Genomic DNA, 22,869 nt, shown 5'->3' with positions numbered 1-22,869 from the left:
AAGAAAAGGCTTCAGGACAACCAGCCGCTGACCAGATGCCGGCCCATGGGCCAGAGCTTTTCGCCCAGCAGCATGCCCAGCAGGCCCACCAGGGCGATGGCCGGCGGTGCGGGCGAACGGAAATCCAGGGCGCCGTAGAGCACGCCCACCAGCAGGCCGATGGCAAGGGAAATCAGATAGTCCATGGGGATTACGCCGTGTCAGTTGAAGGCGCCAGTCTAAGCAGCGCGCCGCGCCGGCATCGGCCAACTGCTTCAGGATTTCGGCCAACTCTTCAACTGCAGTACTGCGACGGCGCCACTCCCAGCTCGCGGCGGAACATGTCGCTGAAACTGCTCGGCGAATAGCCCAGCGCGCGGGCGATGCCACTCACCGACTGCCCCTGGATCAGCGCTGCCACCGCCGTGGCCAATTGCACCTGACGTCGCCACTCGGCGAAGCCCATACCCAAGTAAGTCTGGAACAACCGCGCCAGGGTACGCACACTGGCACCCGCCGCTTCGGCATGCTGCTCGAACGCGATCGCCAGGGACGGCGCCGCCATAACCGCCTGGCACGCGTTGATCAGGCGGCGGTCGGCGTCTACCGGCATGGCGATGCGGATCGACGAACGCCGCGCGCGGTGCAGTTCCAGCAGGGCCAAGCCCACCACCGCGTCGTAGTAGGCGCCATCGCTGCTGTCCCCCTGCTCCACCAGCGTGACGATCAGCTCGCGCAGCAGCCGTGCGACCTCAATCACCTGTACCTCGGCATCCAGCGTCGCCGCCAACGCCGGGCGCAGGTAGATGTTGCGCATCTGCAAATCCGACACCACGCGAATCCCGTGTTCCACCCCCGGTGGCAGCCAGACCGCACGCTGGGGCGGCACCACCAGGGCTTCGCGCGGGGTTTCCACCCACATCACGCCGCTCATGGCGTAGAGCAACTGGCCCCAATCATGGCGGTGCGGTTCGATGTACAGGCCGCGCGGGTAAGTGCGCGCCAACGGCTGCACGGGAACGGCGTGATCGGTGAGGTCGGGGGGCGAGGCCAGGGCCATGGTCGGTCAGTCGGTGGTGAATGAGCCGCCATGGTAAACAGCACCGCTCGACAGTCCGAGTGAATTTTTAGCGCGCCCCAGGATCACTTGCTTACACCACCAGGGACGATGGCCCCATGAATAACGCAAAACTGTTTGTGATCGACTACACCCTTCATGGCGAAGCCAAGTCATTCATTATCCGCCTGGAAAAACTCGACACTCTGGAAGCCTGGCATTGGGCCAGTTGTGACGCGGGCGTCGGCCGTATTGGCCGCTTCGCGCGGGAACAGGTGAAAAAAACCAGCCCGGCCCAGGCTGAGAAATACGGCATCCAGAATGTGCAATGGCGCCGCTCGGACGCGCGCGCCCAGGCGTGAACAAGGAGATAACCCCATGGTTTTACCGCAAAGAGTCAACGGCAAGGCGCGGATCGATTACACCCAAAACACCCTGTTCGGTCCGCTGGCCAAACATGCCGAATGTCAGGTCAGCCTTCAGCACACACCCGATTGGCTGGTGCTCGATGTGTTCCAGCCTTTACCTGAAGATCTTCAAGACGCGCAAACCGTGGTGTTCGCACTGGAGGGTCGACGCACCAGCGCCGTGGTCAAAGACCGTCAGCGCCTGGCCGACCATAGCCTGCGGTTGGAGCTGGAGACCCAGTAACGCCTGCAGGCCTGCGTGGCGAGCAAGGCTGCTCGCCACCATCACCGAACTTACGGCACCTTCAGGTTTTCGCCGATTTGGCGCACTCACACCCCGTGGGCGAAGCACAAGGTTCACCGTGGGCATGGTGCTCGGCACAGCCCTGGCAGCAATAACCCTTACCGTCCTTCATTACCGCATCGACGCCCAGCACACATTTGCAGTGTGGGCAGGCACAGGTTTGATCTGGCATGGTCAGACTCCTCGTTCATGGTCGTCACGGTGCGGCGAGCGCCGGCACCATAAGCACTGACTGCCAGCCTGCGCGGATCGTTCCAACCATCAGTCGGTGCGCGTATTGCTGCGGTACATGAACACCAGCGCCAAGGCCAGGCAGGCCATGGCGACGAGACGGCTGCCGGACAGTTCGATGGCCGGGTTGCCCAGCCAGCCGAAATTGTCGATCAGCATGCCCATGCCCAATTGCCCGACGATCACCGCCACGGTGGCCACCGCCGTGCCGACCACCGGCACCGCGCCCACCATGACCATCATGTACACCACGCCGAACAACGCCCCGGTCAATTGCCACTTGGGCACGTCCAGCAGGCTGACGGCCTGGGCCGGCTCAAAGAAGAAAATCAACAGCGCAGTGGTCAATGCACCGACCGCGAAGGTCAACAGGCTGCTGCGCAGCACGCCGACTGTCTGCCCCAGGCGGCCATTAATCGCCGCCTGCACGCTGAGGACCGCGCCGGCGGCAATCACCAATATCAGTAAAAAAATCAGATTCATCGCCTTACCCTCGTGCAATCAAAACAAGTGCCGCCACGATCAACGCCAGCGCGATCCAGCGCTCGCCATTAACCCGCTTGCGCGCCGTGCCGAACCAGCCGAAATGGTCAATCAGCACGCTCTTGCCCACTTGCCCCGAGAGGATCGCGATCATCGTCATTGCAATGCCGATGTGCGGCGTGGCCAGGGTCAACACCACCACGTACATCGGCCCGAGGAAGCCGCCGATCAACTGCCAGCGTGGCAGTTCGGTGAGCGCCGGGCCTTTTTGCGGGCCACTGAACAACAGCAGCAGAAACAGAATCGCCGCACCCACGCCGAAAATACTCAAGGTCGCCCACAAATGCCCCACCTGCTCGCCCAACGGCCCCAGCAAACCGGCTTCCACCGATAAGCCCATGCCGGCCAGGATCACCAGCGGCAACAGCAGCAAGCGCAATAGATTTCTTTTCGGCCTGGCCTGGGCCGCGCCTTCGATGGAACTTGCCTGCATACATCACCCGCGTTTCAAGATTGAAAAGATGGCGGGGATTATCCGGTGGCCGCGCTGTGCGATAAATGGGAGTATGCCGACAACACCTTTGCGCAACACGCACAGCACGGAGCCACCATGCAGGGTTTGAATGAGCTGAGTTTCAAGGCGTTGCGCCTGTTTGTCGCGGTACTGGACCACGGCAGTTTTTCCGAAGTGGCGCGTCGCGAGGGCCTGGCGCCCTCTTCGATATCGCGTCAGATCCAATTGATGGAGCAGGCCCTCGGGCAACAGTTGCTGTATCGCCACACCCGCGCGGTCAGCCCCACCGAGGCCGGGCGCCTGCTCGGGCGGCATGCGCGCCTGATGCTGGAGCAATTGGAAGCCGCCGGGCAAGCCCTGCAGGAGCAGGACAGCGAACCCAGCGGCCTGGTGCGCATCAACGCGCCGATGGTGTTCGGCCAGCGCCACCTCTCGCCATGGCTGGGCGAGTTATGCCGGCGCTATCCGAAGCTGCAACTGGATATCCAGCAAACCGACACCTACGTCGACCCCTTGCAGGACGGCACCGACCTGTTGTTTCGCATCGGTGTGCTCAACGACTCCAGCATGCAGGCGCGCATTTTCGCGCCGCAGCGCTTTCGCATCGCCGCCAGCCCCGCGTATCTGGCCCGGCACGGCACGCCAAGCCATCCCGACGAACTGGCCCGGCACCAGTGCCTGGCCTACAAAGGCGTCACCGGCCAGCAACGCTGGTTTTTCCGCCGTGCCCAGGGCGACTGGACGCCGTACAGCGTCAAAGGCCCCATCACCGGCAACCACGCCGACACCCTCACCCACGCCGCCGAACAAAGCCTGGGGCTCGTGGTGTTCCCCTCCTGGTTGATTGGCGACAGCCTGCGTGCCGGGACCTTGCAGGCGGTACTGACCGACTACGACGTGGCGACCACCCTCGAACCGCAACAGATCGCCGCGTTGTGGCCGGGCAGCCGGCGCCTGTCACTGAAGGTGCGTACGGTGATCGATTACTTCGTGGAGTGTTTTGGCACCGTACCGTATTGGGACAGGTGACAGGGGCCTATGACGAGGCGTGCGACTGTTGAGGATTTTTCTGATGGAAAAAAGTAGGTTCGTTCTGATTTAACGGGCCACTATTTAAGGGCAAGTGCAGGTTACGGCAGACTTTGACGACATCTTTTCAGGAGAGGCGCCATGGGCTTGACCTATAAAAAACACTCACGCACTGAGCGGGCCGCTGCGGTAAATGCTGGGTCCGTTTCCGATAGTTCACAGGGTTTTGGCTATAGCTGGCCAAAGGACGCGCAACGTCGGCGGATTGGCGCCATGAAGGGAAAGCTGGAGATCCCCGATGACTTCGATGATCCACTGCCAGATGAGTTGCTATCTACGATTGAGGGCAGCCTTCCATGAGAGTGTTGTTGGACACTCATATCCTGCTCTGGGCCTTGTGCGACCACCCGAAGTTATCCCACAAGGCCCGAAAACTGATCGAAAGTGCCACAGAGATTTACATCAGCGCTGCGACATTCTGGGAAATGGCGATCAAGGTCGGCCTGGGAAAACTCGATGTGGACCTGGAAGAAATGCGTGAATACTGCCTGGAAAGTGGCTTCCTGGAACTGCCCATCACCTCAGAGCACGCCATCGCGGTAAAAAATCTCGACCATCACCACAAGGACCCGTTCGATCGCCTGATCGTCGCAACCGCTATGAATGAGCCTATCAAACTGTTGACTGCCGACCTGCGCCTGACTCAATACACAGCATGGGTGATCCTGGTGTGACGATGCCTGGATTCAGAACAACCACTGCCCAATCAACCACGCATTAGCGCCACTGATCAGTGCGAACAGCAGCCACGCCAGCAAACGCGTCGGTAGCCGATTCACAAAGGGCCCCATCAGTTGTTTGTCACCGGTCATGCGAATCAACGGGTACAGCGCAAACGGCAATTGCAGGCTAAGCACCACCTGGCTGAGGACCAGCAGTTTGCCGATCGCCTCATCGCCCATCAGCCACACCCCGACAAACGCCGGGATCAGCGCCAGCCCACGGGTGATCAGGCGGCGTTGCCAGCAGGGAATGCGCAGGTTGAGGTAGCCCTCCATGATCACCTGCCCGGCGATGGTGCCGGTAAAGGTCGAACTTTGTCCGGACGCCAGCAAGGCGATGCCGAACAGGATACTGGCGAAGGCGCCGCCGACCAGAGGGTCGAGCAGGTGATAGGCGTCCTGGATTTCCACCACATCGGTGTGGCCGGTCTGGTGAAACGCGGCGGCGGCCAACACCAGGATCGCGCCGTTCACCAGCAGGGCCAGGGCCAGGGAGCCGATGGTGTCGATGCGCGCCAGCTTCACCGCGTCCTGTTTGCTGGCGAGGTCCTTGCCGATCAAGCGGGTTTGCACCACGGAACTGTGCAGATAAAGGTTATGGGGCATCACCGTGGCGCCCAGGATGCCGATGGCCAAGTACAGCGGCGCCGCATCGCTGATCGCCGACAATGACGGCACGAAGCCGCTGAACACCTCGGGCCAATGGGGTTTGATCAGCACCAGCTCGACGAAGAAACACACGCCAATGGTCGCCACCAACGCCAGCATGATCGCTTCCAGGCGACGGAAACCACGGTTTTGCAGGGCCAGGACCAACAAGGTGTCGAACGCGGTAATGACAATGCCGGTGGTCAGCGACACCCCCAGCAGCAAATGAAACGCCAGGGCGCAGCCAAGCACTTCGGCCAGGTCGGTGGCGATGATGGAGATTTCCGCCAGCACCCACTGGGTGCGCGCCGAGCGTCGGCTGTAGCGTTCGCGGCACAGTTGCGCAAGGTCTTTGCCGGTGGCGATGCCCAACCGCGAGCACAGGCACTGCACCGCCATGCCCGCCAGGCTGGCCAGCAACACCACGAACAACAGGCTGTAGCCGTAACGCGAACCCGCCTCGATGGCCGTGGCCCAGTTGCCTGGGTCCATATACCCGATGGAGATCAATAGCCCAGGACCGGCGAACATCAGGGCGCGCTTGAAAAACGACGCCTTGGGATCAACGATGACGGAGCCGGCCACTTCCGGCGGGCAGAAAGGGGCGGTAGCGATTTTTGGCAGGCTGAATTTCACGCGGTATCCCAGGCAAACACACTCGACAAGCGTGCAGCTTATCAGTCGGACGCGACCGTGCGCATCACCGTCTCCCGAGGCAGGTCATACGCTTCCACCACTTGCACCACCAGGTCCAGCTCCTGATTCAGCGCTTCGCGCTCCATGCGTTGGCGAATCGCGCCGATCACCAGCACCGCCAGGGTGGTGACCGAATACGCCGGGCCGGAAAACGCCCGCACACCGGTCACCAGCAGCATCGCGGCGGCCAACGCCTGGCCCACCACCGGAATAGCCGAGGCCGCCCCACGCCGCAGGATAAAACCGGTCAACCCGGCCAGGGCGGTGCCGCTCAACGCTGCGGTGGCCGAACGCCCCTTGTCGAAACGACTGAAGACGCCCTGCTCTTTCTGCGCGGCCACCTTGAGTTCCGCATCGAACACCAGCCGGTCGGCGTTGCTGAGTTTGTCTTTGTACTGCGCAATCAGTTTTTCCGCGATCCGGGCCTCAAGGTCAGCCAACGCCAGGGTGTCGAGTGGCACGTCGAATGTGATGCCCAGGCGCCGCGCCACATCGTCGGCAATTTGCCGGTAGCTCACGCCATGGCCACGGGCAAGGTTCATAAAGCTGTCACCGCCCATGCGTTGCAAGGCGATGGTCAACTTGAGCGGGTCACGCACCGTGGCGTCGATCGAGGCACTGCGTTTTGGCGCCAGCAGCTCGGCCAGAAACTTCAACTCCTCCGGCCGCCCTTGCACCAGGGCCGTATACAGATCCGCGTCCTCCTCGGCAAAGCGCACTTCGCTGCTGCGCTGGTCTGAACGGATCACGCCGCGCCGCTCGTGCAGCAGATCGGTGTACTGCACCACTGTTCGTAATTGCGGCCAATAGGCCGCGTGATCGAAGGTGGCCAGATGCACATTGCAGACCTTGGCCTTAAGCGCAGGGGGGACCGGGATCGGATAGCGTCCGATACAACGCTCGGTGTCCGGCTTGATGGCCAGGGCCCAGTCCTTGCTGGAATGGCAGTTGATCACCCGCCCTTTCAGTAGCGCCGACACCTCATCCCACGGGCTCGACGTGCAGATCGCCCCGCCCATCAGCAGCAGGTTGTCCAGCGGCAACTCGCGAGCGGTGTCCGGGTTGGCCAGCAGGCTCTTGACCAGAATCCGCGCGCCCAGGGAATGCCCGATCAGGTTGATACGCTGCACCGGCAACGACGCTTGCTGCAGGTAGCTGGCCAATTCGGGCAGCAAACTTTTGGCCACTTCATCGACCCGCGCCTCAACGCTTTTGTAGTGATCGAGGAAATAGGCAATGGCCTTGCCTACCCCCACTGTCGCCGCGCCCAGGCTGCCGCCGCCGAGCATGGCCGCGATCACGTCCTTGAACGGCGCGAACAGGTTCTCCAGAAAATGTCCCGCTGGCCAGAACAGCATCAGGTTGGTCGAGCCTTCGATGCCGGCCAGTTGTTGCGTGAAATTGCCCAACTGCTGCCGGTTGAAGAATGCCGAATACCCGTGCACGTAGAGATTGAGCACCTCGCCCTGGGGTTCGCCGCACAGCAGAAACGTGGGCTTGCGGGTGCGGTGCATGTCATCCCACTGGTGCTGCATGGGGTAAAGACTCCGGGTAACGAGGGACGGCGATAGTAACAAACTGTGAGCGGCGGCAAGGTGAATCCTGACCGGCGTGGCCGTTTCTAATGCTCGGCCTCCATGCATAAGCCCGAGACAGGCTCGGGCGACTGCAAAACACTCAACCGATGAAGTTATCGATTTTCCCCTGCCCATCGGGGAAGGTAGCGACCTGCTACGCAGCAAAAACACAATTCTCATCCTGTAAAAAGCGCTCTAATACCCGCCTGTTGATTGGTTTTGAAGATTTTGGAGTTCGCAATGCCCCATGAAGGCAACCTGTTACAAGCAGCCGTGGTGTTTCTGCTCGCGGCTGTGCTCACTGTGCCCCTGGCCAAACGCCTGCAATTGGGCGCGGTGCTGGGCTATCTGTTCGCCGGGGTGATCATCGGCCCGTCGGTGCTGGGTCTGATCGGCAACCCGCAAAGCGTGGCGCAGTTTTCGGAACTGGGGGTGGTGCTGCTGCTGTTTATCATTGGCCTGGAACTGTCGCCCAAGCGCTTATGGGTGATGCGCAAGGCGGTGTTCGGCGTCGGCCTGGCCCAAGTGCTGTTGACCGGTCTGGTGATGGGCGTGGTGGCGCTGTGGCTATTTGGCCAGACATGGAACAGCGCCATCGTGCTGGGCCTTGGCCTGGCGCTATCGTCCACGGCGTTTGGCCTGCAAAGCCTGGCCGAACGCAAAGAGCTGAACCAGCCCCACGGTCGTCTGGCCTTCGCGATCCTGCTGTTCCAGGACATCGCCGCGATCCCGCTGATTGCCATGGTGCCGCTGCTGGCCGGCAGCGATCACCCCACCACTGAAGCCCAGGGCCTGCAGCATGTGTTGCAGATCCTCGGCAGCATCGCCGTGGTGATCGTCGGCGGACGCTACCTGTTGCGCCCTGTGTTTCGTATCGTCGCCAAGACCGGCTTGCGCGAAGTGTCCACCGCCACCGCACTGCTGGTGGTGATCGGCACGGCGTGGCTGATGGAACTGGCGGGCGTGTCCATGGCCCTCGGCGCCTTCCTCGCTGGCCTGCTGCTGGCGGATTCGGAGTACCGCCACGAGCTGGAAGCGCAGATCGAACCGTTCAAGGGCCTGCTGCTGGGGCTGTTCTTTATCAGCGTGGGCATGGGCGCCAACCTCAGTCTGCTGCTCAGCTCACCGTTGATTGTGATCGGGCTGACCCTGCTGCTGATCGGCCTGAAGTTGCCGTTGCTGTACGCGGTCGGCCGTCTGGTGGGCGACCTCAATCGCGAAAGCGCCCTGCGCCTGGGCGTAGTGCTGGCGGCCGGCGGTGAGTTCGCCTTCGTGGTGTTCAAGATCGGCCGCGACCAGGGCCTGTTCGAGCCGCACCTCTACGACGTGCTGGTGCTGACCATCACCCTGTCCATGGCCGTCACGCCGCTGCTGTTGCTGGTGTGCCCAAAGCTGTTCAGGCCCAAGGTCAAACCGGTGGAAGTGCCCGAGGAATACCGCGCCATCGAAAGCGACGCACCGCGCGTGGTCATTGCCGGCATGGGCCGTATGGGCCAGATCGTGGCGCGGATCCTGCGCGCGCAGAACATCTCCTTTATAGCTCTCGACACCTCGGTGGAAACCATCGAATTGACCCGCAGCTTTGGCGGCATGCCGGTGTTCTACGGCGATCCGCAGCGCCCCGAGATCCTGCACGCGGCCAAGGTCGACCAGGCGGAGTTCTTCGTGATCGCCATGGACGACCCGGAGATCAACATCAAGACCGCCGAGCTGGTACGCAACCTCTACCCGCACATGAAAATCATCGCCCGTGCCCGTAACCGCCAGCACGTCCATCGGTTGGTGGACCTGGATGCCTCACCGGTGCGCGAGACCTTCTACTCCAGCCTGGAAATGAGCCGCCGCGCCCTGGTCGGCCTGGGGCTCAGCCAGGCCCAGGCCGATGCGCGCATCGCGCGCTTCAAGAACCACGACCAGCAAGTGCTCGCCGCCCAACACGCGGTGTACGACGACGCCGCCAAAGTCATGCAGACCGCCCAGGAAGCCCGGGCAGAGCTGGCGCGGCTGTTTGAAATGGACCGACTTGAAGAAGAGTCCGACAAGGTGTGAGGTGAGGGATAAACGATCTTGCGAATTTTCTGACAGAATACGCCGCAATTTCGTTTATCCCTGGAGCGCTTCATGGCCACTTTCACCAAGACCGCCGTCCTGCTGGCCCTTGCGCTTACCGCCGGCAGCGTATTCGCCGCCGCCAAACCGACCACGCAAACCATCACCACCCTGGGCGGTAAGTTCAGCTTCACGCTGCCCAAGGCCTATGCCGCCGACACCCTGCCGCCGGACAAGGCCCAGGACGGCAGCGGTGTCACCCAAGGCACGATGTACGCCAACCAGACCACGAAAAGTGTGGTGATCGTCGCCGAAACCGTACGCAACGACGCTATCGACATCCAGGACAACGACCCGCAGTTCCTCGATGGCGCCGTGGCCGGCTTCGTCAAGGACCAGAGCGCCGCCCTGCCCGACTTCAAGAAACTGAGCGAGAAAAAACTCACCTTCAAGGGCCTCGGCCTGCGCCAGGTGGACAGCACTGCCACCCAGGGCGGCGGCAAGACGCTCAACTCCACGTTCCTTGGCGGTTCGGGCAACCATCTGCTGGTGATCCAAGCGATTTCTCGGGCCGACGACGCGAAGGGTCATGCGGCACTGGTCAAGCAGATTACCGGCGGCAAATAACCCGACTTGCTAGTTGTGCAGAAGATGAGTATCGACCCATCGGGGGCAAGCCCCCTCCCACATTCTCGATCTACTGTGGGAGGGGGCTTGCCCCCGATGGCGGTGTGAAGTGCACCCCAAAAGTTAGCTCAGGCATTACTTCAGGCTGTCTTCCAACCACAGCTTCACGTCCTGCACTTCCGCTTCGCTGATGGTATGCGGCATCCCCGGATACCCATGAAACGTCGGTTTAAGGCCCAGCCCCCTCAACACCTCGTCCGCCCGCGTCGCCGATGCGTAGGGCAGCGCCTGATCCAAGGTGCCGTGGCCGATAAAGATCGCCAGTTCATTCAAGCGCGGATCGGGCTTGAGCTCAGCCTTGAGCACGGGCAGAACGCTGCCGCTCAACGCTGCGATGCCACGCACCCGCTGCGGATCACGCAACGCCACTTCATACGCCATGATCGCGCCCTGGCTGAACCCAATCAGGAACACCCGATCGCTGCGGGTATGGTATTTGGCGGTGGCCTGGCCCACGAAGTCCTGGATCAGCGCGGCACTGCGCTGCAGGTCGGCGGTCTCGCCGTCGTATTCGCCCTCACCCGGGGTCTTGGTGAACCAGCGATAACCGCTGGGCGCCACCGGCATTGGGGCGCGTGCCGACAGGTAAGTCCAGGTCGACGGCAGCGCGTCCTTGATGCCGAACAGATCTCGCTCGTCGCTACCGAAACCGTGCAGGAAAATCACCAGCGGCTGGTTGCGCGCCTCGCTCTGGGTCTGTTCCAGGTAGGCCAGGGGCAAGTCAGTGTGCAGCTCGGTGTCGGCATGGGCGGCGCCGGCCATCATGGCCAGCGCCAGGGCGAAGAGTTTGAACATCGGGCGTTACCTCAGGGTTTGCGCAGCAAATAGGTGTCCATGATCCAGCCATTGGCTTGGCGCGCGGCCTTGCGCACCCGTTGGATATCTTCGGCCACGTCAGCCACTTTGCCGCTGATGAGGATTTCATCCGGCGTGCCCAGGTAGGCACCCCAGTAGATGTCCAGGTCTTGATCGGCGACGGTGCGGTAGGAGTCTTCGGCGTCGAGCATCACCACCAGGGTATCGGCGTCGCTGGCCTGCCCCGCCGCCAGGCGTCGCCCGGTGGTGATCTCCACGGACTTGCCGATGCGGTTCAACGCCACTTTATGCTGGGCCGCCAGGGCCTGCACGCTGGTGATACCGGGGATTACTTCGAACTCGAACACGCATCGGCCACTGGCCAAGATCGCCTGCAGGATGCGAATGGTGCTGTCATACAGCGCCGGGTCGCCCCAGGCCAGGAACGCACCGACTTCACCATCAGCCATTTCCTCGTTGATCATGCGCTCGAAGGTGGCTTGCTTGTCGCGGTTGAGGTCTTGCACGGCGGTGGTGTAGTCGATATCGCCGCGCACGCGCTCGGGGCAGTCGGCCTCGACGAAGCGGTAGCCGGGTTCGGTGATGTAGGTCTCGCAGATCTCGCGGCGCAGGTCGATCAACTTGTCTTTGCTCTGGCCTTTGTCCATCAGGAAAAACACGTCGGTGCGATTCAGCGCCTTCACGGCCTGCATCGTGATGTAGTCAGGGTTGCCGGCGCCAATGCCGATGATCAGGATGCGTTTCATGGGGTGCTCTCAGTGCGGGGCGTGGATTTTGCCATGTTCGCGGCTTGGGCGTGAGTTTCCAGACGCAGGCGCCACACCTCATTGAAGCGCAGCTCGGTGGCCGACAGTGGCTCGACATCGATGCGGTAGAACATCGACATCGGCAACGCCATAACCGATAGCAGCGCGGCACGAATCACAAACGGATGGGTGACGGCCACCACATGGCCCGGTTGCCCTTCAAGGGACTTCAGCCACAGCGCCACCCGCGCGCACAGCTGGTCGACCGACTCGCCGGCATGGGGCGCACTGGCGCTGTCGGTGTGCCAGGTACTCAACTGGGCCGGCTCGATCCGGCCAATATCCCGGCCCTTCCAATGCCCCAGGTCGAGATCGCCCAGGGCCTGGTGAATCTGCACCGCCGCGCCGAACAACCCCGCCGTCTGCCGGGTACGCGCCTCCGGCCCACTCAACAGTTGCGAATTGGGGCCGTATTGGTCGGCCAGGGACAACGCCGCGCTTTGCCAATCCATAAGCACCGACTCGTCATCGGCAAAGCGCCCCTGCTTTTGGTGGGGGGTGACGGCATGGCAGATCAGGGTCAAACGGGTGGCGCGCATCGCAGGCGGCTCCAACGCAGCAGTCAAGACCGGCAAGCCTGGCGCAGTTGCCGCCAGGACGCAACGACGACTGCCCGATGGCACTAGTCAAACCAGTCGCGCCGCCCCTCGAATGTTCCAACGATCAGCTCGACGATCATCTGCACCGCTTCGGGGTGGCGCACCTGCGCATTCACCGCCAGCCAGACCTGGCGCTGCATGCTGTCGGCCAGCAACCCCGGCAGGGCCACCAGGCCGCGGTCGACACTGCTCATATACTGCGGCAACAGACCGATGCAGGCGCCGCAGCGGATCATCTCCAGCATCAGCGCATAAGCGTGCACCTGCACCATGGCGGCCAGCCGTTGCTGCACCAGTTGGTTCCACGGTTGCAGCGCATCGACCTGGGCATCGGGTTGCCATTGCACCAGCATGTAGTCATCCAGGTCTTCCACACTGTCCGGGCGGGTGGTCAGGCGTGAATAGCGCTTGGCGATGTGCGGCAGGTAGCGCAGGCGCGCCAGGGCCTGGGGCGCGTGGGTCGCAAAACTTGGGCCGGATGCACGCTCGTCCATGTCAGCCAGCCACAACACCACGTCTGCCTCCACCGCGTGCAGGGATAGATGGCTGTCGAGGGCGATGATCTCCAGGCGCACGCTGGCGTTGCGTCGCAGCAAGGCGATCAGGTCGCGCCCGAGGATGTCATGCAGAATCGGCGCGGCCACCGCCAGGCGAATCAGCGGCTGCTCCACCACCGGTAAACGCCGCTCATTGGCCAAGGCGAGCAGTTGCGCCTGCAAGTGCTGACCGTCGCGGCTGAGCACCAGGCCGTTGCCGTGGTAGCTGAACAGCCCACGGCGCAGCTGTTCTTCCAGTTGCGCCAGGCGTTTGCGCAGCAGGGTTGCCTTGACGTTCAAACTGCGCGCCGCCTGCATAAAACAGCCGCAACGGGCGCTCACGAGGAAATAGCGCGCCACCTCCGGGTCGATCTCATCGGCCAATGCCAGCCAATTGCGCCGCGACTCGGTGGGCACGCGATAAGCGGCAGTGCCCTGAGGGCCGGACGGTTCCAGTAATGCCATGGCAGACTCCTTGTCTTGTGGGTCGGTGCATCCAATGCCGCTTGCCGCGTGTCACTCCAGCGCTTTGTTGAGTTCGGCGCCGTCGATGCTCAGGGTCGCCGTGTTGAGCATGCCCTCCAGATAAGCCTTGGCGATCTGCTCCTGGCGTTGGGCACGCAGGGCCTGGGTCAAGCGTTCACGCACCTCGTCGAGGGTGGCGGTGCGCGCCGGTTGCTGGGCGGTGAGTTTCAGCACATGGAACCCGGCGGCGCTTTGCACCGCGTCCGAGACCGCGCCGACCTTGAGGCGCGCCACCGTCTCGCGCACCTGAGGCACCAGTTGCTGCAAGGGTTGCAAGCCCGAATCGCCACCGCGTGCGGCGGTGTCCGGGTCCTGGGAAAACTGCGTGGCCAGGGCGGCGAAATCCGCCGGCGCGGCCTGGGCCTTGCGGCTCAGCTCTTGGGCCTGGCGGCGTACCGTCTCCAGACTCTGAGGGTCATTCACGCTGAGGAAGATCTGACTGACGCGGTACAACGGCGGCGTCACCCATTGCGCCTTGCCGCTGTCATAGGCTTGCTGCAATTCGGCGGCGCTGGGGTAATCGGCCGGCACCTGACTGACCGACAGCATGTAATCGCGGAACACGATCTGCTCAGTGGCGGCGCGGGTCTGTTGCTCGACCTCCGGGCGTTGCCGCCAGCCCTGGGCGTCGGCCTGTTCGAGCACGGCCTTCTGCGCCAGGCGCGAGCGAATCCAGGTTTCCAGCGCGCCGCGGTTGCCGCGCAGTTGCTCGCGGGTTTCGGCGGGCAAGCTGGCCAGCACACTTTTCAGCTCTTGCGGGTCGATCTGCTGGTTGCCCAGACGCGCCACCGCCGGGCCCGCAACGCTGGGGCTGGCCACCGGCGCCGGGGCTTGTGCGGCGACCGGGTCGCTGCCCGGGCGCAGGCTCAACCCCACGGCCACCACCAACAGGGCCAGCGCACCCGCGCCGACCATCAGGGTTGGCTTTTTCACAGCGTTGCCACCTCCTCTTCAGCCACCGCCGGAGCGGCGCTTTGCGCCTGCAGCTGCGCGGCGTTCTGGCTGTATTCGCGCAGGTAGACGATAAACTCCTGCAACAGGCGGTCCCACAACTCCAACTGACTGCGCAGGTGAGTGGCCGCGACACCCGCCACCACCACGTCCATCTCCATCAGCAAAAATTCGCCTTGCAGCGACAGCCGGGCGAAACGGCGCGAAGCGTTCCACACCTGAGCCAGGCCCTCAGGCAACTGGCCCTGCACCCGCAGCGCGCAGCTGTAGGTGAAATCCACATAGGCGCCCTGCTCCGTCGCCGGGTTGCCGAAGCGCACGGCAAACCCGATGCCCTGGCTGGCGCTGAGCAATTGCACGATGCCGTTCTGGTCGGTCTGATTGACCCGGTAGCCGGCCTCTTGCAGCAGTTCGGTCAGGCTCTGGGCGGTGACGTGATTGATCAATGCGTTCATGTTCGGTGCTTCCTTGTCGATCAGGGGTGGGCGCCCGCCTGGGGCGCATCGAAACGGCTCTTGTACAAATCGTCGCCAAAGCCCTGGGCCAGTTCTTCGAACTTGACCCGCGCGCTGCTGGCGAAGGGCTGGCGGATGCTCATCACCTCGGCCACGTCGATTTTTTCGTAGGCCGCCAGCAGCTGCCGGGCCACGCCGTACATCTGTTGATTCTTGACTGAACATTGCTGCACTTGTGTGTCACGTTCGGCCAATTGCGCCTGCAAGCGCGCACGCTCGGCCTCCTTGCCCTTGGCCAGCACCAGCAGTTCGTCATAAGCCTTCTTGAACTTGCCGATCTGCTCGTTACTCGCCGCCACTTGGGCCTGGGCCTGGCTGTGCAGGCTCTGTTGCTGGCCGGCCAGTTGCTCGGCCACGCCGCGCGCCTTGTTCAGCTCGGCGGTCAGTTGCTGGATTTGCGCCTGGGCCTGCTTGGCCTGGTTTTCGGCGGCCAGCCGCGCGGCACTGGCCTGGGCTTGCTCGCTTTGCAGGGCCTGCAATTGCTGGGTGGTGCTGCGCAGTTGCGTGCGCAGGCGCTCCTCCATGCCTTCGGCCGAGGCCGCGCCGGCGACCAGCAGTAAAAACAACCCGCAGATTCGCGTGTTCATGGGGCATCTCCCTGCGCATCAGAAGCGCGTGTTGAGTTCCAGTTGCATCACATCGACTTCGAACGGCTGGCCGTAGACTTCCGAGGCGCTCAACCAACGGGCGCTGGCGTAGATGTTCTTTTCGATGCCGTAGTTGGCGCCGATGAAATAGCCCTTGGCGTTGGTGCCGCCCAAGTGGAACGAGGAGTCGTTAAACCCGTCTGGCAACGCGTCGGGCTGGATGTACTTGTAGCCGGCCAACAGGTTCCAGTCGCCGCGCTTGCGCATCTCCAGCGCGCTGCCGAGGGTGAACGAAACCATCAAGGCATTGCCGCCACTTTCAAACTGGCCGTTGCTGTTGATGTTGTTGACGATCTGGCCCTCGCTGCGCTTGAGCATCTCGCCCTTGTCGTAGGCCAGGTTGTGGATGAAGTTGGCCTGGGTGCGCAGCTTGAAGTCGCTGGGCAACTCGCTGTCCCATACCGCGTTGAGGTCCAGCACGTTGAACTTGGAGGCCAAGCCGACGTATTGCGGTTCCGGCGTAGTGCCGGGCGTGGCCGGGTTGGGCGTGATATTGCGTAGGTTGAACACGCTGTTGCCCTTCTGCATAAAGGCCACCCGCGTGCCGTCGGTGTCGCAGCCGGGTTGACCGGCCCATGGGCTGCACGGGCTGGAGCGCTCGCCTTCGATGTCCTGGAACTGGTAATAGGCCGCCGCGAGCTTGAGCGTGTTGGCGCGGTTGATCTTCCAGTCCGCGCCGATCTGCCCGCCAAACAGCCACTTGGTGTCGCTGCTTTCCTTGTCGATGCCGTTGCTGCTGGCGGTGTCGGAGGTGTACTCCACCGGGAACGCGCCGAGGGTGCCGAACAGGCCCCATTCGTTGTTCAGCCGATGATTGAAGATCGCCGCCACACCGTCGAAGTTGAGGTCGTTGGAATACATCATGTCAGTGGAATAGAACGGGTTGCCGATCCGCCCGCCGGTCAGCGTCACCCCGTCGGCGGCTTTCCAGCTCAGGTAACCCTGATCGAGCCAGATGTCTTTTTTGCCAAAGCCACCGCCCAGCGTCTGGGTGGTGGACACTGGGTTGTTGTCCGAGCCCGTGCCCAAGCGAATGCCCGCGGTCCACTCCGGAGAAATCACCGCTTTCATGCCCAGGCGTGCGCGCAGACGGAACAGGTTGGAGCGGTCCTCACGGGTATTGAGCAACGGCGGGAAGCGCGTATTGGAGCTGGGGTTGACGTCATACGGGCCGTTGTCGTTGAGCTTGGCGTAGTCGGTGATGGTGTCGTCGTTGCGCCCCGAGAAGTAACGCGACTCGTCACGCAAGCGGATATCGCCATCGAAACTCACGCGGGACACCCAGTCCGGGAACGTGTTGGGTTGCGCCCAGTTTTCCTGTTTGGCGGTGGCCATGACCTCAGCCTTGACCTGGTCGCGGATCTGGTCGCGCACCGCCTGCGGCACATACTGCACGCGCACATCCCCAGGCGCAGTGGGCGGGCCGCTGGCGACCACCGGCGCGGCATTGGCCTGGCGCGCCTGCTGGGCCTCTTTTTCGGCCTGGGCGATCAAGCCGTTGGCGGTGTCCTGGGTGAGCACACCTTGCTGCACCAACAGGCGGATCAGGTTGACGGTGACGTTTTCCGAAGGCGCCACCGGCGCTGCCGCCGCGGTGCCGACGAGGGTCGCGATGACCATGCCGACCGCCAGGGTCAGTCGATTCACGGGGGAAATCATGTGTACGCAACTCCTGTAAAAAACCGTAGAAAAAGGGTTCGATCAATCCGGGCGACGGCCCTTGAGCGCCAGGCGCACCGGCATGGTCACGGCCGCCGGCACTCGTTGTGTGGCATGGGGCGCACGCAGGGCCGCCAGCACCTGGGCGTCGGTCTGGGCATCGCCGCTGGACTTGACCAGCTCGGCGCGCACCACCTGGCCCTCGGCGTTCAGCCATAAATCCGCCTGCACCGCATACGCCTTCTTGCGCAGCTCGGGGTCGTCGCGCAGCAAGCGTTGAAACACGCCCGCCAGGTATTGCTTGTACGTGCCGGTACCCAGGCCACCGCCGCCGGACCCGGCCATGCCGCCGCCCTTGCCCGCGCCGATGTTGAAACCGTCGGTGCCGGACTGGGCGTCGCCGTCGATCTGCATCGGGTTGGCCAAGTCATCGGCTGGTGACGGCGGTGCTTCCTCGGCCGGCTTGACCTCTTCCGGCGCCGGAGTGGGCTGCGGCTCAGGGATTTTTTCTTCCACCTTGGGCTCCGGTTCCTTGGGCTTTTCCGGCGGCGGTGGTGGCGGAGGCGGCAACGGAATGATGGTCGGCACCTTGGGCGCCTCGCGGCGTACGCCGCTCATGTCGTTGGCCCACTGCCACAACAACCAGGCGGCCACGGCGCCCAGCAGCAGGCCGGCGCCCCACTTCAGTGGGCGCAATGGCCGTGGGGTCTTGGTCGGCGGTGTGATCGGCATCTGTGCGGTCATGGCTCAGCCCTGGCTCGGTTTGCCGGTGACCAGCCCGACCTGGGACAGCTCCAACCGGCGCAGCAGGTCGAGCACTTCGATGACTTTCTGGTACTGCACCATGGCATCGCCGCGCACGATCACCGGGAAGTCCGGGTTCAGCGCTTTTTCGATACGCAGGCGCTCTTCCAGCTCGCCGAGGGTCACCGGGTAGGCATCGAGAAACACCTGGCCGCCGTCGTTGACGGAGATGGCCTTGGTCTTGGCCTCCGATAACGATACCGAGGCGCTGGCCTTGGGCAGGTGAATCTGGATCCCCGACACCTGGGCGGTGGCGGTGAGGATAAACATCACCAGCACCACCATCAGCACGTCCACCAGGGGCGTGATATTGATGCTGTCGACGGCGGCATCATCGTCATCGTCGTGGGAGGCATTTACGGAAGCCATGGCGATTCTCCTCAGGCCGGAACCGATGCGTGCGGCGCGCGCCGATGCGCCGCTTCACTGTGCTGGCTTTCGCCGTGCATCTCGGCCAGGCGGGTGATGAACTCGTCGACGAACACCCGCATGTCGGCGCTGACTTCCTTGTTGCGCGTGATCAGGCGGTTGTAGCCGAACAGTGCCGGGATCGCGACGAACAGGCCCATGGCCGTGGCCAGCAAGGCCGCCGCCATGCCGGGGGCGATGGCATTGATGTTGACGTCACCGGCCATGGCCGTGCCGAGGAACACCACCATGATCCCCAGCACCGTACCCAGCAGGCCGATATACGGGCCGCCGGCGATGGCATTGGACAGGGTCGAGAGCTTGGCGCTGAGGGCCTGGTTTTCGCGGGTACGCACACCGTCCATGGAGCAACGGATGGCTTCGATGGTGGCCGCCGAGACCGACGAGGTGTCGGCCCCCTGGGCGCGGCGGGTGCGGATTTCCTTGACCGCCACGCAATACAGGCGCCACAGCGAGGAGTGGCTCAGGCGCTCGGCGAGCAGCGCATCGTCGTAATACATTTCCAGGCGGGTGCCGATTTGCGCGAACTGCTCACGGAACGCTTCGTTGGCGCGGCTGACCCGGCTGACCTGGCGGTTCTTGCGCAGCATGATGAACCACGACTGCACCATCATCGCCACCAGCACCAGAATGATCACCCAGGCGTCCACCGGCACCGCGTTGAGCAAAAAGCCCAGGCTGCCGAAGCCAAAGCCGGACTGTTCTTCATCCACGCCATATGCCACCAGCTTCGACTCGGCGCCCTGGGCACTGGCATCGGCCAGCAACAGGGCCGCCGGCCGCGCCACCTTGGACAGGCGCAGCTCATCGATAGCCCCGGCGAACGGCAGGTGCGTGCTCGCGGCGTCCGGCAGGTCGGCGCCGATAGCCAGTGGCGTATTGAACGCCGGCAGCGCCACGCCCAGGCGTGCGGTTTCGCGGCCGTTCACAAACAGCAGCCCATTGGCGCCCTCGGCGGTGAACGCCAGGTGCTGCCATTGGCCGGGGTTCAGCGGCTGGTTCGACACCGCACGTTGCCCATCGACTTCCACAAACGGCACACCCTGGTTCAACCCCAGCAGCAGGCTGTGAGCACCGTCGCGGCGGGCCAGGACGATCTGCTCGCCACTGGCCTGGTCCAGACGCAGCCAGGCACTGAAGGTAAACGCCGCGCCGGCGGCGTGTTGCAGCGAGGGGCTGGCCGGCAGCAACAGCGCCTGGCCGCCCAATTGCAGCGCGCGACCGATCACGCCGTCGATGCTGCTGCCGGTGGCGTTCGACGCGGTGTTGGCATAGGCCGTGGTGTCGCGCGGCGGCGTGGCCGGGGCTCCGTCGAAGTGGTACAGCGCGGTGTAATCGGGGTCGAAGGTCAGTTGGCCATTGGCAGTGGCCGGGGCCTTCTGGTTGCCGTAGTACATCCAAATGTCCTGGCGTTGGCCGCCTTCGACCTTGGGCACATCGACCCAGATCAGCGCCATGCCCATCAGCGGGTCGAAGCTTTCGATCTGGTGGTTGAACACGGTCTTGTCATCGGCACTCACGAAGCGCAGGTCGGCCCCGTCTTCCTTGACCCCGTCAAAGCTGAAATTGCCGGTATGCAGGCGCACCAGCAGCGCGGTGCGGCCCAGGGCCTGGTTGATCGCGGCGCCTTGGGCGGTGGTGTCCACGGAAATCTGTTTGCGGTAATGCCAGTCATCCTGCCACCAGGCGTGGGCGGTGGCCGGGAGCGCGAAGCCCAGGCAGATCAACAGGCTCAGAAATAGGCGTTGCATGGGTGAAGTCTCCGGAAGAAAAAGTCAGAAAGTCGCCTGCACACTAAAGTGCAGCCGCGAGTCCTGTTTCTGGGTGTTCGGTCCATCGAGCAGCGGGTAGCCCCAATCCAGGCTGCCGGACAACCATTTGCTCAAACTGGCGCGGGTGCCCAGGCCGACGCTGGCCAGGCTGTATTCGTCTTCTTGCTCGGGCAGCGGGTCGTGCAGACGCAGGCGCGCCCCCTCGGCGAACGCGTAAAAGCGCCACTCCTGCACATAACTGCCGAGGAACTTGGCCAGGGACGGCGTGCGCAGTTCCTGGGAGAGCAAATAGCCCTCGTCCCCGGTGCGCTCGGCCGCCAGATAGCCGCGCACTGACGTGGCGCCCCCGGCCGAGTACTGCTCGTTGGACACCAGCGGCCCCGAGGCCAGCTGGAAGCCGGCCTTGGACGCCGATTGCCAGTCGTTGGCGAAGGTGTAGGTGTAATTCAGGTCGCCCTTGAGCACGGCAAAACTGGCGCTGGCCTTGTAGCGCTTGTACTCGAACTCGTCTTCGTCGCTGCCATAACCGAAGAACGCACGGGTGCCGACCACCAGGTTCAGGCCCAGGCCCAGTTGGGACTGTTCGGTGTAGCGATAGCCGTTGTAGCCCAGGGTCAACGGCGCGTACTTGAGCGGCACCTGATCGCCGCTGGCGCCGAAGTTGAGCTGCTCGTCGAAGTCCTTGAAATCCACGCCGAGGGAGAACGAGTTGGCCCAGTTGTCGGCGGCCGGCAGGTTGTAGATCGCCGACACTCCGTACGAATGGCCCTTGCCCAGCACGTTGCTGCCGCCGATGGTGGCGATGTTGCTGTCGGACTGATAACCGGAGAACTGCAAGGTCCAGCGCTCATCCAGCGGCGCGCTGTAAGTGGCCGACCAGACCTTGGCGTTATCGGTGTCCTGGGGTGCTGTGAAGTAGGTCAGGGAAATGCTGTGGCCCAATTGCCACAGGTTGTCGTAGCCCAGGGTGGCGACCGAACGCAGCTTCTCGGTGTCGGCGCTGTAGTCGTTGTTCAGGCCCAGGCTGGCGTGCCAGGGGTTCTGGTCTTCCACTTGCAGGTCCACGTCCATGGTGCCGGGCCGCTGACCTTCGCGCACCAGCGGCGTAACCTGGCGCCCCGTGCCGCGATTGAGGCCGGCCAGTTGGGTTTGCACGCTGGCGAAGTCCGGCACGGCGCCCTCCTCCAGGGCCGGCACCTGCTCGCGGATCTCCACCGGCGAGTAATGCTTGGCGCCCACCACGCGCACCCGGCCGACCTTGGTTTCGCTGACCTGCAAATAGACGATACCGTCGTCGACCTTCTGCTCCGGCAACTCGACAAACACCGACTGGTAACCGCGCGCCTGGTAGATCTTCTGCAACGCATCGCGGGCGCCTTCGATATCGTCCAGGGTCTTTTGCGGGCCCAGGAACGGGTACACCGCTTCCTCGATGGTCGCCGCGTCGAGCACGGTATTGCCGCGCACGAAGTACTCGTTGACGTCCACCCGGCGTACCGGGGCGTCGCCCTCGGCCAGCGCCGGTTGAACCGCACTCCACAGCACCAGGCCGCACAGCGCCAGCGTTGATTTGAACAGATGCTCCACACCGCCCCCTGAACTAGTTATGTTGTGCGTCGCCGCGCTATGCACTGCGTCTGGCCGGTTCAATGGCTGGCGATCGCAGGGTTTCCATGCCGTGCCAGCCAGGTGTGCAACAGGGCGAAGTTCAACGAGAACTCCGGCATGTGCAGCAAGGCGCCACAGAACACTTCACCGATGATTTTCTGAATCAGTTGCACCGCGCGCGGGTTGCTCAGCAGCGTGGCGATGTCGCGGGTCAGCACCTGGATGCTCCAGACCTTCTGGTTCAACCCCAGGCCGACGAACCAGCGGAACAACAGGTTGTAATTGAGCTGTTCATGCAGTTGCTGCTCGCTGGGCACCGAATACAGCAGTTGCAGCAGCAGGATCTGCAGCACGGTCTGCGGCGCGATCGTCATCGACGGCTCGGCCGCCAGCCAGTCGCGGTGCTGGTCGAGCACCTCATCGATCTGCGGGCGCAGCAGCACCAGGGAATGACCGGCGGGGATATAGCTGGAGACCTCTTTCAACGCGCCCTGCCAATCTTCCTGGGACACGATCCACACCCAGGGCGCACCGTACCGATAGACCGACACCGGCTTCTTGCGCGCCGCTTCGACGATCTTCGACAGGCGCTGATCAAGCTCCTGCATGCCCACTTTCGAATAACGTTCCATAGTTCCCATTGCCCCACTCCTGGCCTGCCGCATGCGCGTGATGAGCACCTTGTGGATGCTGTCGAGCGCGTTACACAGGAGAGACGGGAGTGGCCATGGGCTACCGAACTTTTGTCATGAAAGCTTC

27 protein-coding genes are annotated in these 22,869 nt (G+C 63.3%); 7 read left to right on the top strand and 20 right to left on the bottom strand.

The window, feature by feature from the left end; translation table 11 throughout:
* Positions 1-11: 11 nt before the first annotated feature.
* Complete coding sequence (locus FIV35_RS11190) at positions 12-185, bottom strand: DUF1427 family protein (protein ID WP_080758717.1); 174 nt, start codon at positions 183-185, stop codon at positions 12-14.
* 89 nt (positions 186-274) lie between these two features.
* Positions 275-1,039, bottom strand: a complete 765-nt coding sequence (locus tag FIV35_RS11185) for an AraC family transcriptional regulator (protein WP_034138682.1) — start codon at positions 1,037-1,039, stop codon at positions 275-277.
* Positions 1,040-1,155: 116 nt separating this feature from the next.
* Here FIV35_RS11185 and FIV35_RS11180 point away from each other — a divergent pair, with 116 nt between their 5' ends.
* Positions 1,156-1,398, top strand: a complete 243-nt coding sequence (locus tag FIV35_RS11180; protein ID WP_034096942.1) for a DUF6555 family protein — start codon at positions 1,156-1,158, stop codon at positions 1,396-1,398.
* A 16-nt stretch (positions 1,399-1,414) separates the two neighbouring features.
* Entirely contained in the window at positions 1,415-1,687 is a 273-nt protein-coding gene (locus tag FIV35_RS11175) for a hypothetical protein (protein WP_034096941.1), read from the top strand.
* A gap of 61 nt (positions 1,688-1,748) precedes the next feature.
* Here the strand turns inward: FIV35_RS11175 and FIV35_RS11170 are convergent, their stop codons facing one another.
* From FIV35_RS11170 to FIV35_RS11160, 3 genes are all read right to left on the bottom strand, one after another.
* Positions 1,749-1,919, bottom strand: a complete 171-nt coding sequence (locus FIV35_RS11170; RefSeq protein WP_080761464.1) for a metallothionein — start codon at positions 1,917-1,919, stop codon at positions 1,749-1,751.
* Positions 1,920-2,008: 89 nt separating this feature from the next.
* Positions 2,009-2,461: a DMT family transporter gene (locus FIV35_RS11165; protein ID WP_034096940.1), complete on the bottom strand. Its 453-nt coding sequence runs from the start codon at positions 2,459-2,461 to the stop codon at positions 2,009-2,011.
* 4 nt (positions 2,462-2,465) lie between these two features.
* Positions 2,466-2,954, bottom strand: coding sequence for a DMT family transporter (locus tag FIV35_RS11160; RefSeq protein ID WP_034138683.1), 489 nt, complete (start codon positions 2,952-2,954; stop codon positions 2,466-2,468).
* A 117-nt stretch (positions 2,955-3,071) separates the two neighbouring features.
* Between FIV35_RS11160 and FIV35_RS11155 the strand changes: the two genes are divergently transcribed.
* From FIV35_RS11155 to FIV35_RS11145, 3 genes are all read left to right on the top strand, one after another.
* Complete coding sequence (locus FIV35_RS11155; RefSeq protein WP_034138726.1) at positions 3,072-4,004, top strand: LysR family transcriptional regulator; 933 nt, start codon at positions 3,072-3,074, stop codon at positions 4,002-4,004.
* Between the two features lie 141 nt (positions 4,005-4,145).
* Positions 4,146-4,364 carry a hypothetical protein gene (locus FIV35_RS11150; protein ID WP_034096938.1) on the top strand — a complete coding sequence of 73 codons (219 nt, stop codon included), beginning with the start codon at positions 4,146-4,148 and terminating at the stop codon, positions 4,362-4,364.
* On the top strand, positions 4,361-4,738 hold the full coding sequence (locus FIV35_RS11145) for a type II toxin-antitoxin system VapC family toxin (protein WP_034138684.1): 378 nt from the start codon (positions 4,361-4,363) through the stop codon (positions 4,736-4,738). Before FIV35_RS11150 ends, FIV35_RS11145 begins: the two co-directional genes overlap by 4 nt.
* 12 nt (positions 4,739-4,750) lie before the next feature.
* Here the strand turns inward: FIV35_RS11145 and FIV35_RS11140 are convergent, their stop codons facing one another.
* Entirely contained in the window at positions 4,751-6,070 is a 1,320-nt protein-coding gene (locus FIV35_RS11140) for an Nramp family divalent metal transporter (protein ID WP_034096936.1), read from the bottom strand.
* Between the two features lie 41 nt (positions 6,071-6,111).
* Positions 6,112-7,665, bottom strand: coding sequence for a DUF726 domain-containing protein (locus tag FIV35_RS11135; protein ID WP_034138685.1), 1,554 nt, complete (start codon positions 7,663-7,665; stop codon positions 6,112-6,114).
* A gap of 282 nt (positions 7,666-7,947) precedes the next feature.
* Here FIV35_RS11135 and FIV35_RS11130 point away from each other — a divergent pair, with 282 nt between their 5' ends.
* Together FIV35_RS11130 and FIV35_RS11125 are read left to right on the top strand one after the other, a co-directional pair.
* Positions 7,948-9,756, top strand: a complete 1,809-nt coding sequence (locus FIV35_RS11130; RefSeq protein ID WP_034096934.1) for a monovalent cation:proton antiporter-2 (CPA2) family protein — start codon at positions 7,948-7,950, stop codon at positions 9,754-9,756.
* Positions 9,757-9,828: 72 nt separating this feature from the next.
* Positions 9,829-10,383: a DcrB/PsbP domain-containing protein gene (locus FIV35_RS11125; protein ID WP_034096933.1), complete on the top strand. Its 555-nt coding sequence runs from the start codon at positions 9,829-9,831 to the stop codon at positions 10,381-10,383.
* A gap of 135 nt (positions 10,384-10,518) precedes the next feature.
* On the opposite strand, the gene FIV35_RS11120 is transcribed toward FIV35_RS11125, so the two are convergent.
* The 13 genes from FIV35_RS11120 to FIV35_RS11060 all read right to left on the bottom strand — a co-directional run bounded on the left by FIV35_RS11120 (position 10,519) and on the right by FIV35_RS11060 (position 22,742).
* Positions 10,519-11,238, bottom strand: a complete 720-nt coding sequence (locus FIV35_RS11120) for an alpha/beta hydrolase (RefSeq protein WP_034138686.1) — start codon at positions 11,236-11,238, stop codon at positions 10,519-10,521.
* A gap of 11 nt (positions 11,239-11,249) precedes the next feature.
* Positions 11,250-12,005, bottom strand: a complete 756-nt coding sequence (gene cobF, locus FIV35_RS11115) for a precorrin-6A synthase (deacetylating) (protein WP_034096931.1) — start codon at positions 12,003-12,005, stop codon at positions 11,250-11,252.
* Positions 12,002-12,604 carry a histidine phosphatase family protein gene (locus FIV35_RS11110; protein WP_052198984.1) on the bottom strand — a complete coding sequence of 201 codons (603 nt, stop codon included), beginning with the start codon at positions 12,602-12,604 and terminating at the stop codon, positions 12,002-12,004. Before FIV35_RS11110 ends, cobF begins: the two co-directional genes overlap by 4 nt.
* 83 nt (positions 12,605-12,687) lie before the next feature.
* Complete coding sequence (locus FIV35_RS11105; RefSeq protein WP_034138687.1) at positions 12,688-13,665, bottom strand: LysR family transcriptional regulator; 978 nt, start codon at positions 13,663-13,665, stop codon at positions 12,688-12,690.
* A 51-nt stretch (positions 13,666-13,716) separates the two neighbouring features.
* Positions 13,717-14,658 (bottom strand): peptidylprolyl isomerase, encoded by a 942-nt coding sequence (locus FIV35_RS11100; RefSeq protein WP_034138688.1) that lies wholly within the window; start codon positions 14,656-14,658, stop codon positions 13,717-13,719.
* Positions 14,655-15,131: a YbjN domain-containing protein gene (locus FIV35_RS11095; RefSeq protein WP_034138689.1), complete on the bottom strand. Its 477-nt coding sequence runs from the start codon at positions 15,129-15,131 to the stop codon at positions 14,655-14,657. Before FIV35_RS11095 ends, FIV35_RS11100 begins: the two co-directional genes overlap by 4 nt.
* A gap of 20 nt (positions 15,132-15,151) precedes the next feature.
* A complete protein-coding gene (locus tag FIV35_RS11090) occupies positions 15,152-15,778 on the bottom strand; it encodes a hypothetical protein (protein WP_034138690.1) in 627 nt (208 codons plus the stop codon).
* Between the two features lie 18 nt (positions 15,779-15,796).
* Positions 15,797-17,497, bottom strand: coding sequence for a putative porin (locus tag FIV35_RS11085; RefSeq protein WP_034138691.1), 1,701 nt, complete (start codon positions 17,495-17,497; stop codon positions 15,797-15,799).
* Between the two features lie 42 nt (positions 17,498-17,539).
* On the bottom strand, positions 17,540-18,241 hold the full coding sequence (locus FIV35_RS11080; RefSeq protein WP_034138692.1) for an energy transducer TonB family protein: 702 nt from the start codon (positions 18,239-18,241) through the stop codon (positions 17,540-17,542).
* 3 nt (positions 18,242-18,244) lie between these two features.
* Positions 18,245-18,670, bottom strand: coding sequence for an ExbD/TolR family protein (locus tag FIV35_RS11075; RefSeq protein WP_010211136.1), 426 nt, complete (start codon positions 18,668-18,670; stop codon positions 18,245-18,247).
* 11 nt (positions 18,671-18,681) lie between these two features.
* Complete coding sequence (locus tag FIV35_RS11070) at positions 18,682-20,481, bottom strand: DUF2341 domain-containing protein (RefSeq protein WP_034138693.1); 1,800 nt, start codon at positions 20,479-20,481, stop codon at positions 18,682-18,684.
* Between the two features lie 24 nt (positions 20,482-20,505).
* Complete coding sequence (locus FIV35_RS11065; protein WP_034138694.1) at positions 20,506-22,089, bottom strand: ShlB/FhaC/HecB family hemolysin secretion/activation protein; 1,584 nt, start codon at positions 22,087-22,089, stop codon at positions 20,506-20,508.
* 59 nt (positions 22,090-22,148) lie between these two features.
* A complete protein-coding gene (locus tag FIV35_RS11060; RefSeq protein ID WP_034138695.1) occupies positions 22,149-22,742 on the bottom strand; it encodes a transposase in 594 nt (197 codons plus the stop codon).
* Between the last annotated feature and the right edge of the window lie 127 nt (positions 22,743-22,869).

Origin of the sequence: Pseudomonas rhodesiae, from assembly GCF_007858255.1 — a bacterium.
GTDB lineage: Bacteria > Pseudomonadota > Gammaproteobacteria > Pseudomonadales > Pseudomonadaceae > Aquipseudomonas > Aquipseudomonas rhodesiae.
The sequence above is the reverse complement of the archived record's forward strand: the minus strand, read 5'-3'. Positions and strand labels throughout refer to the sequence as shown.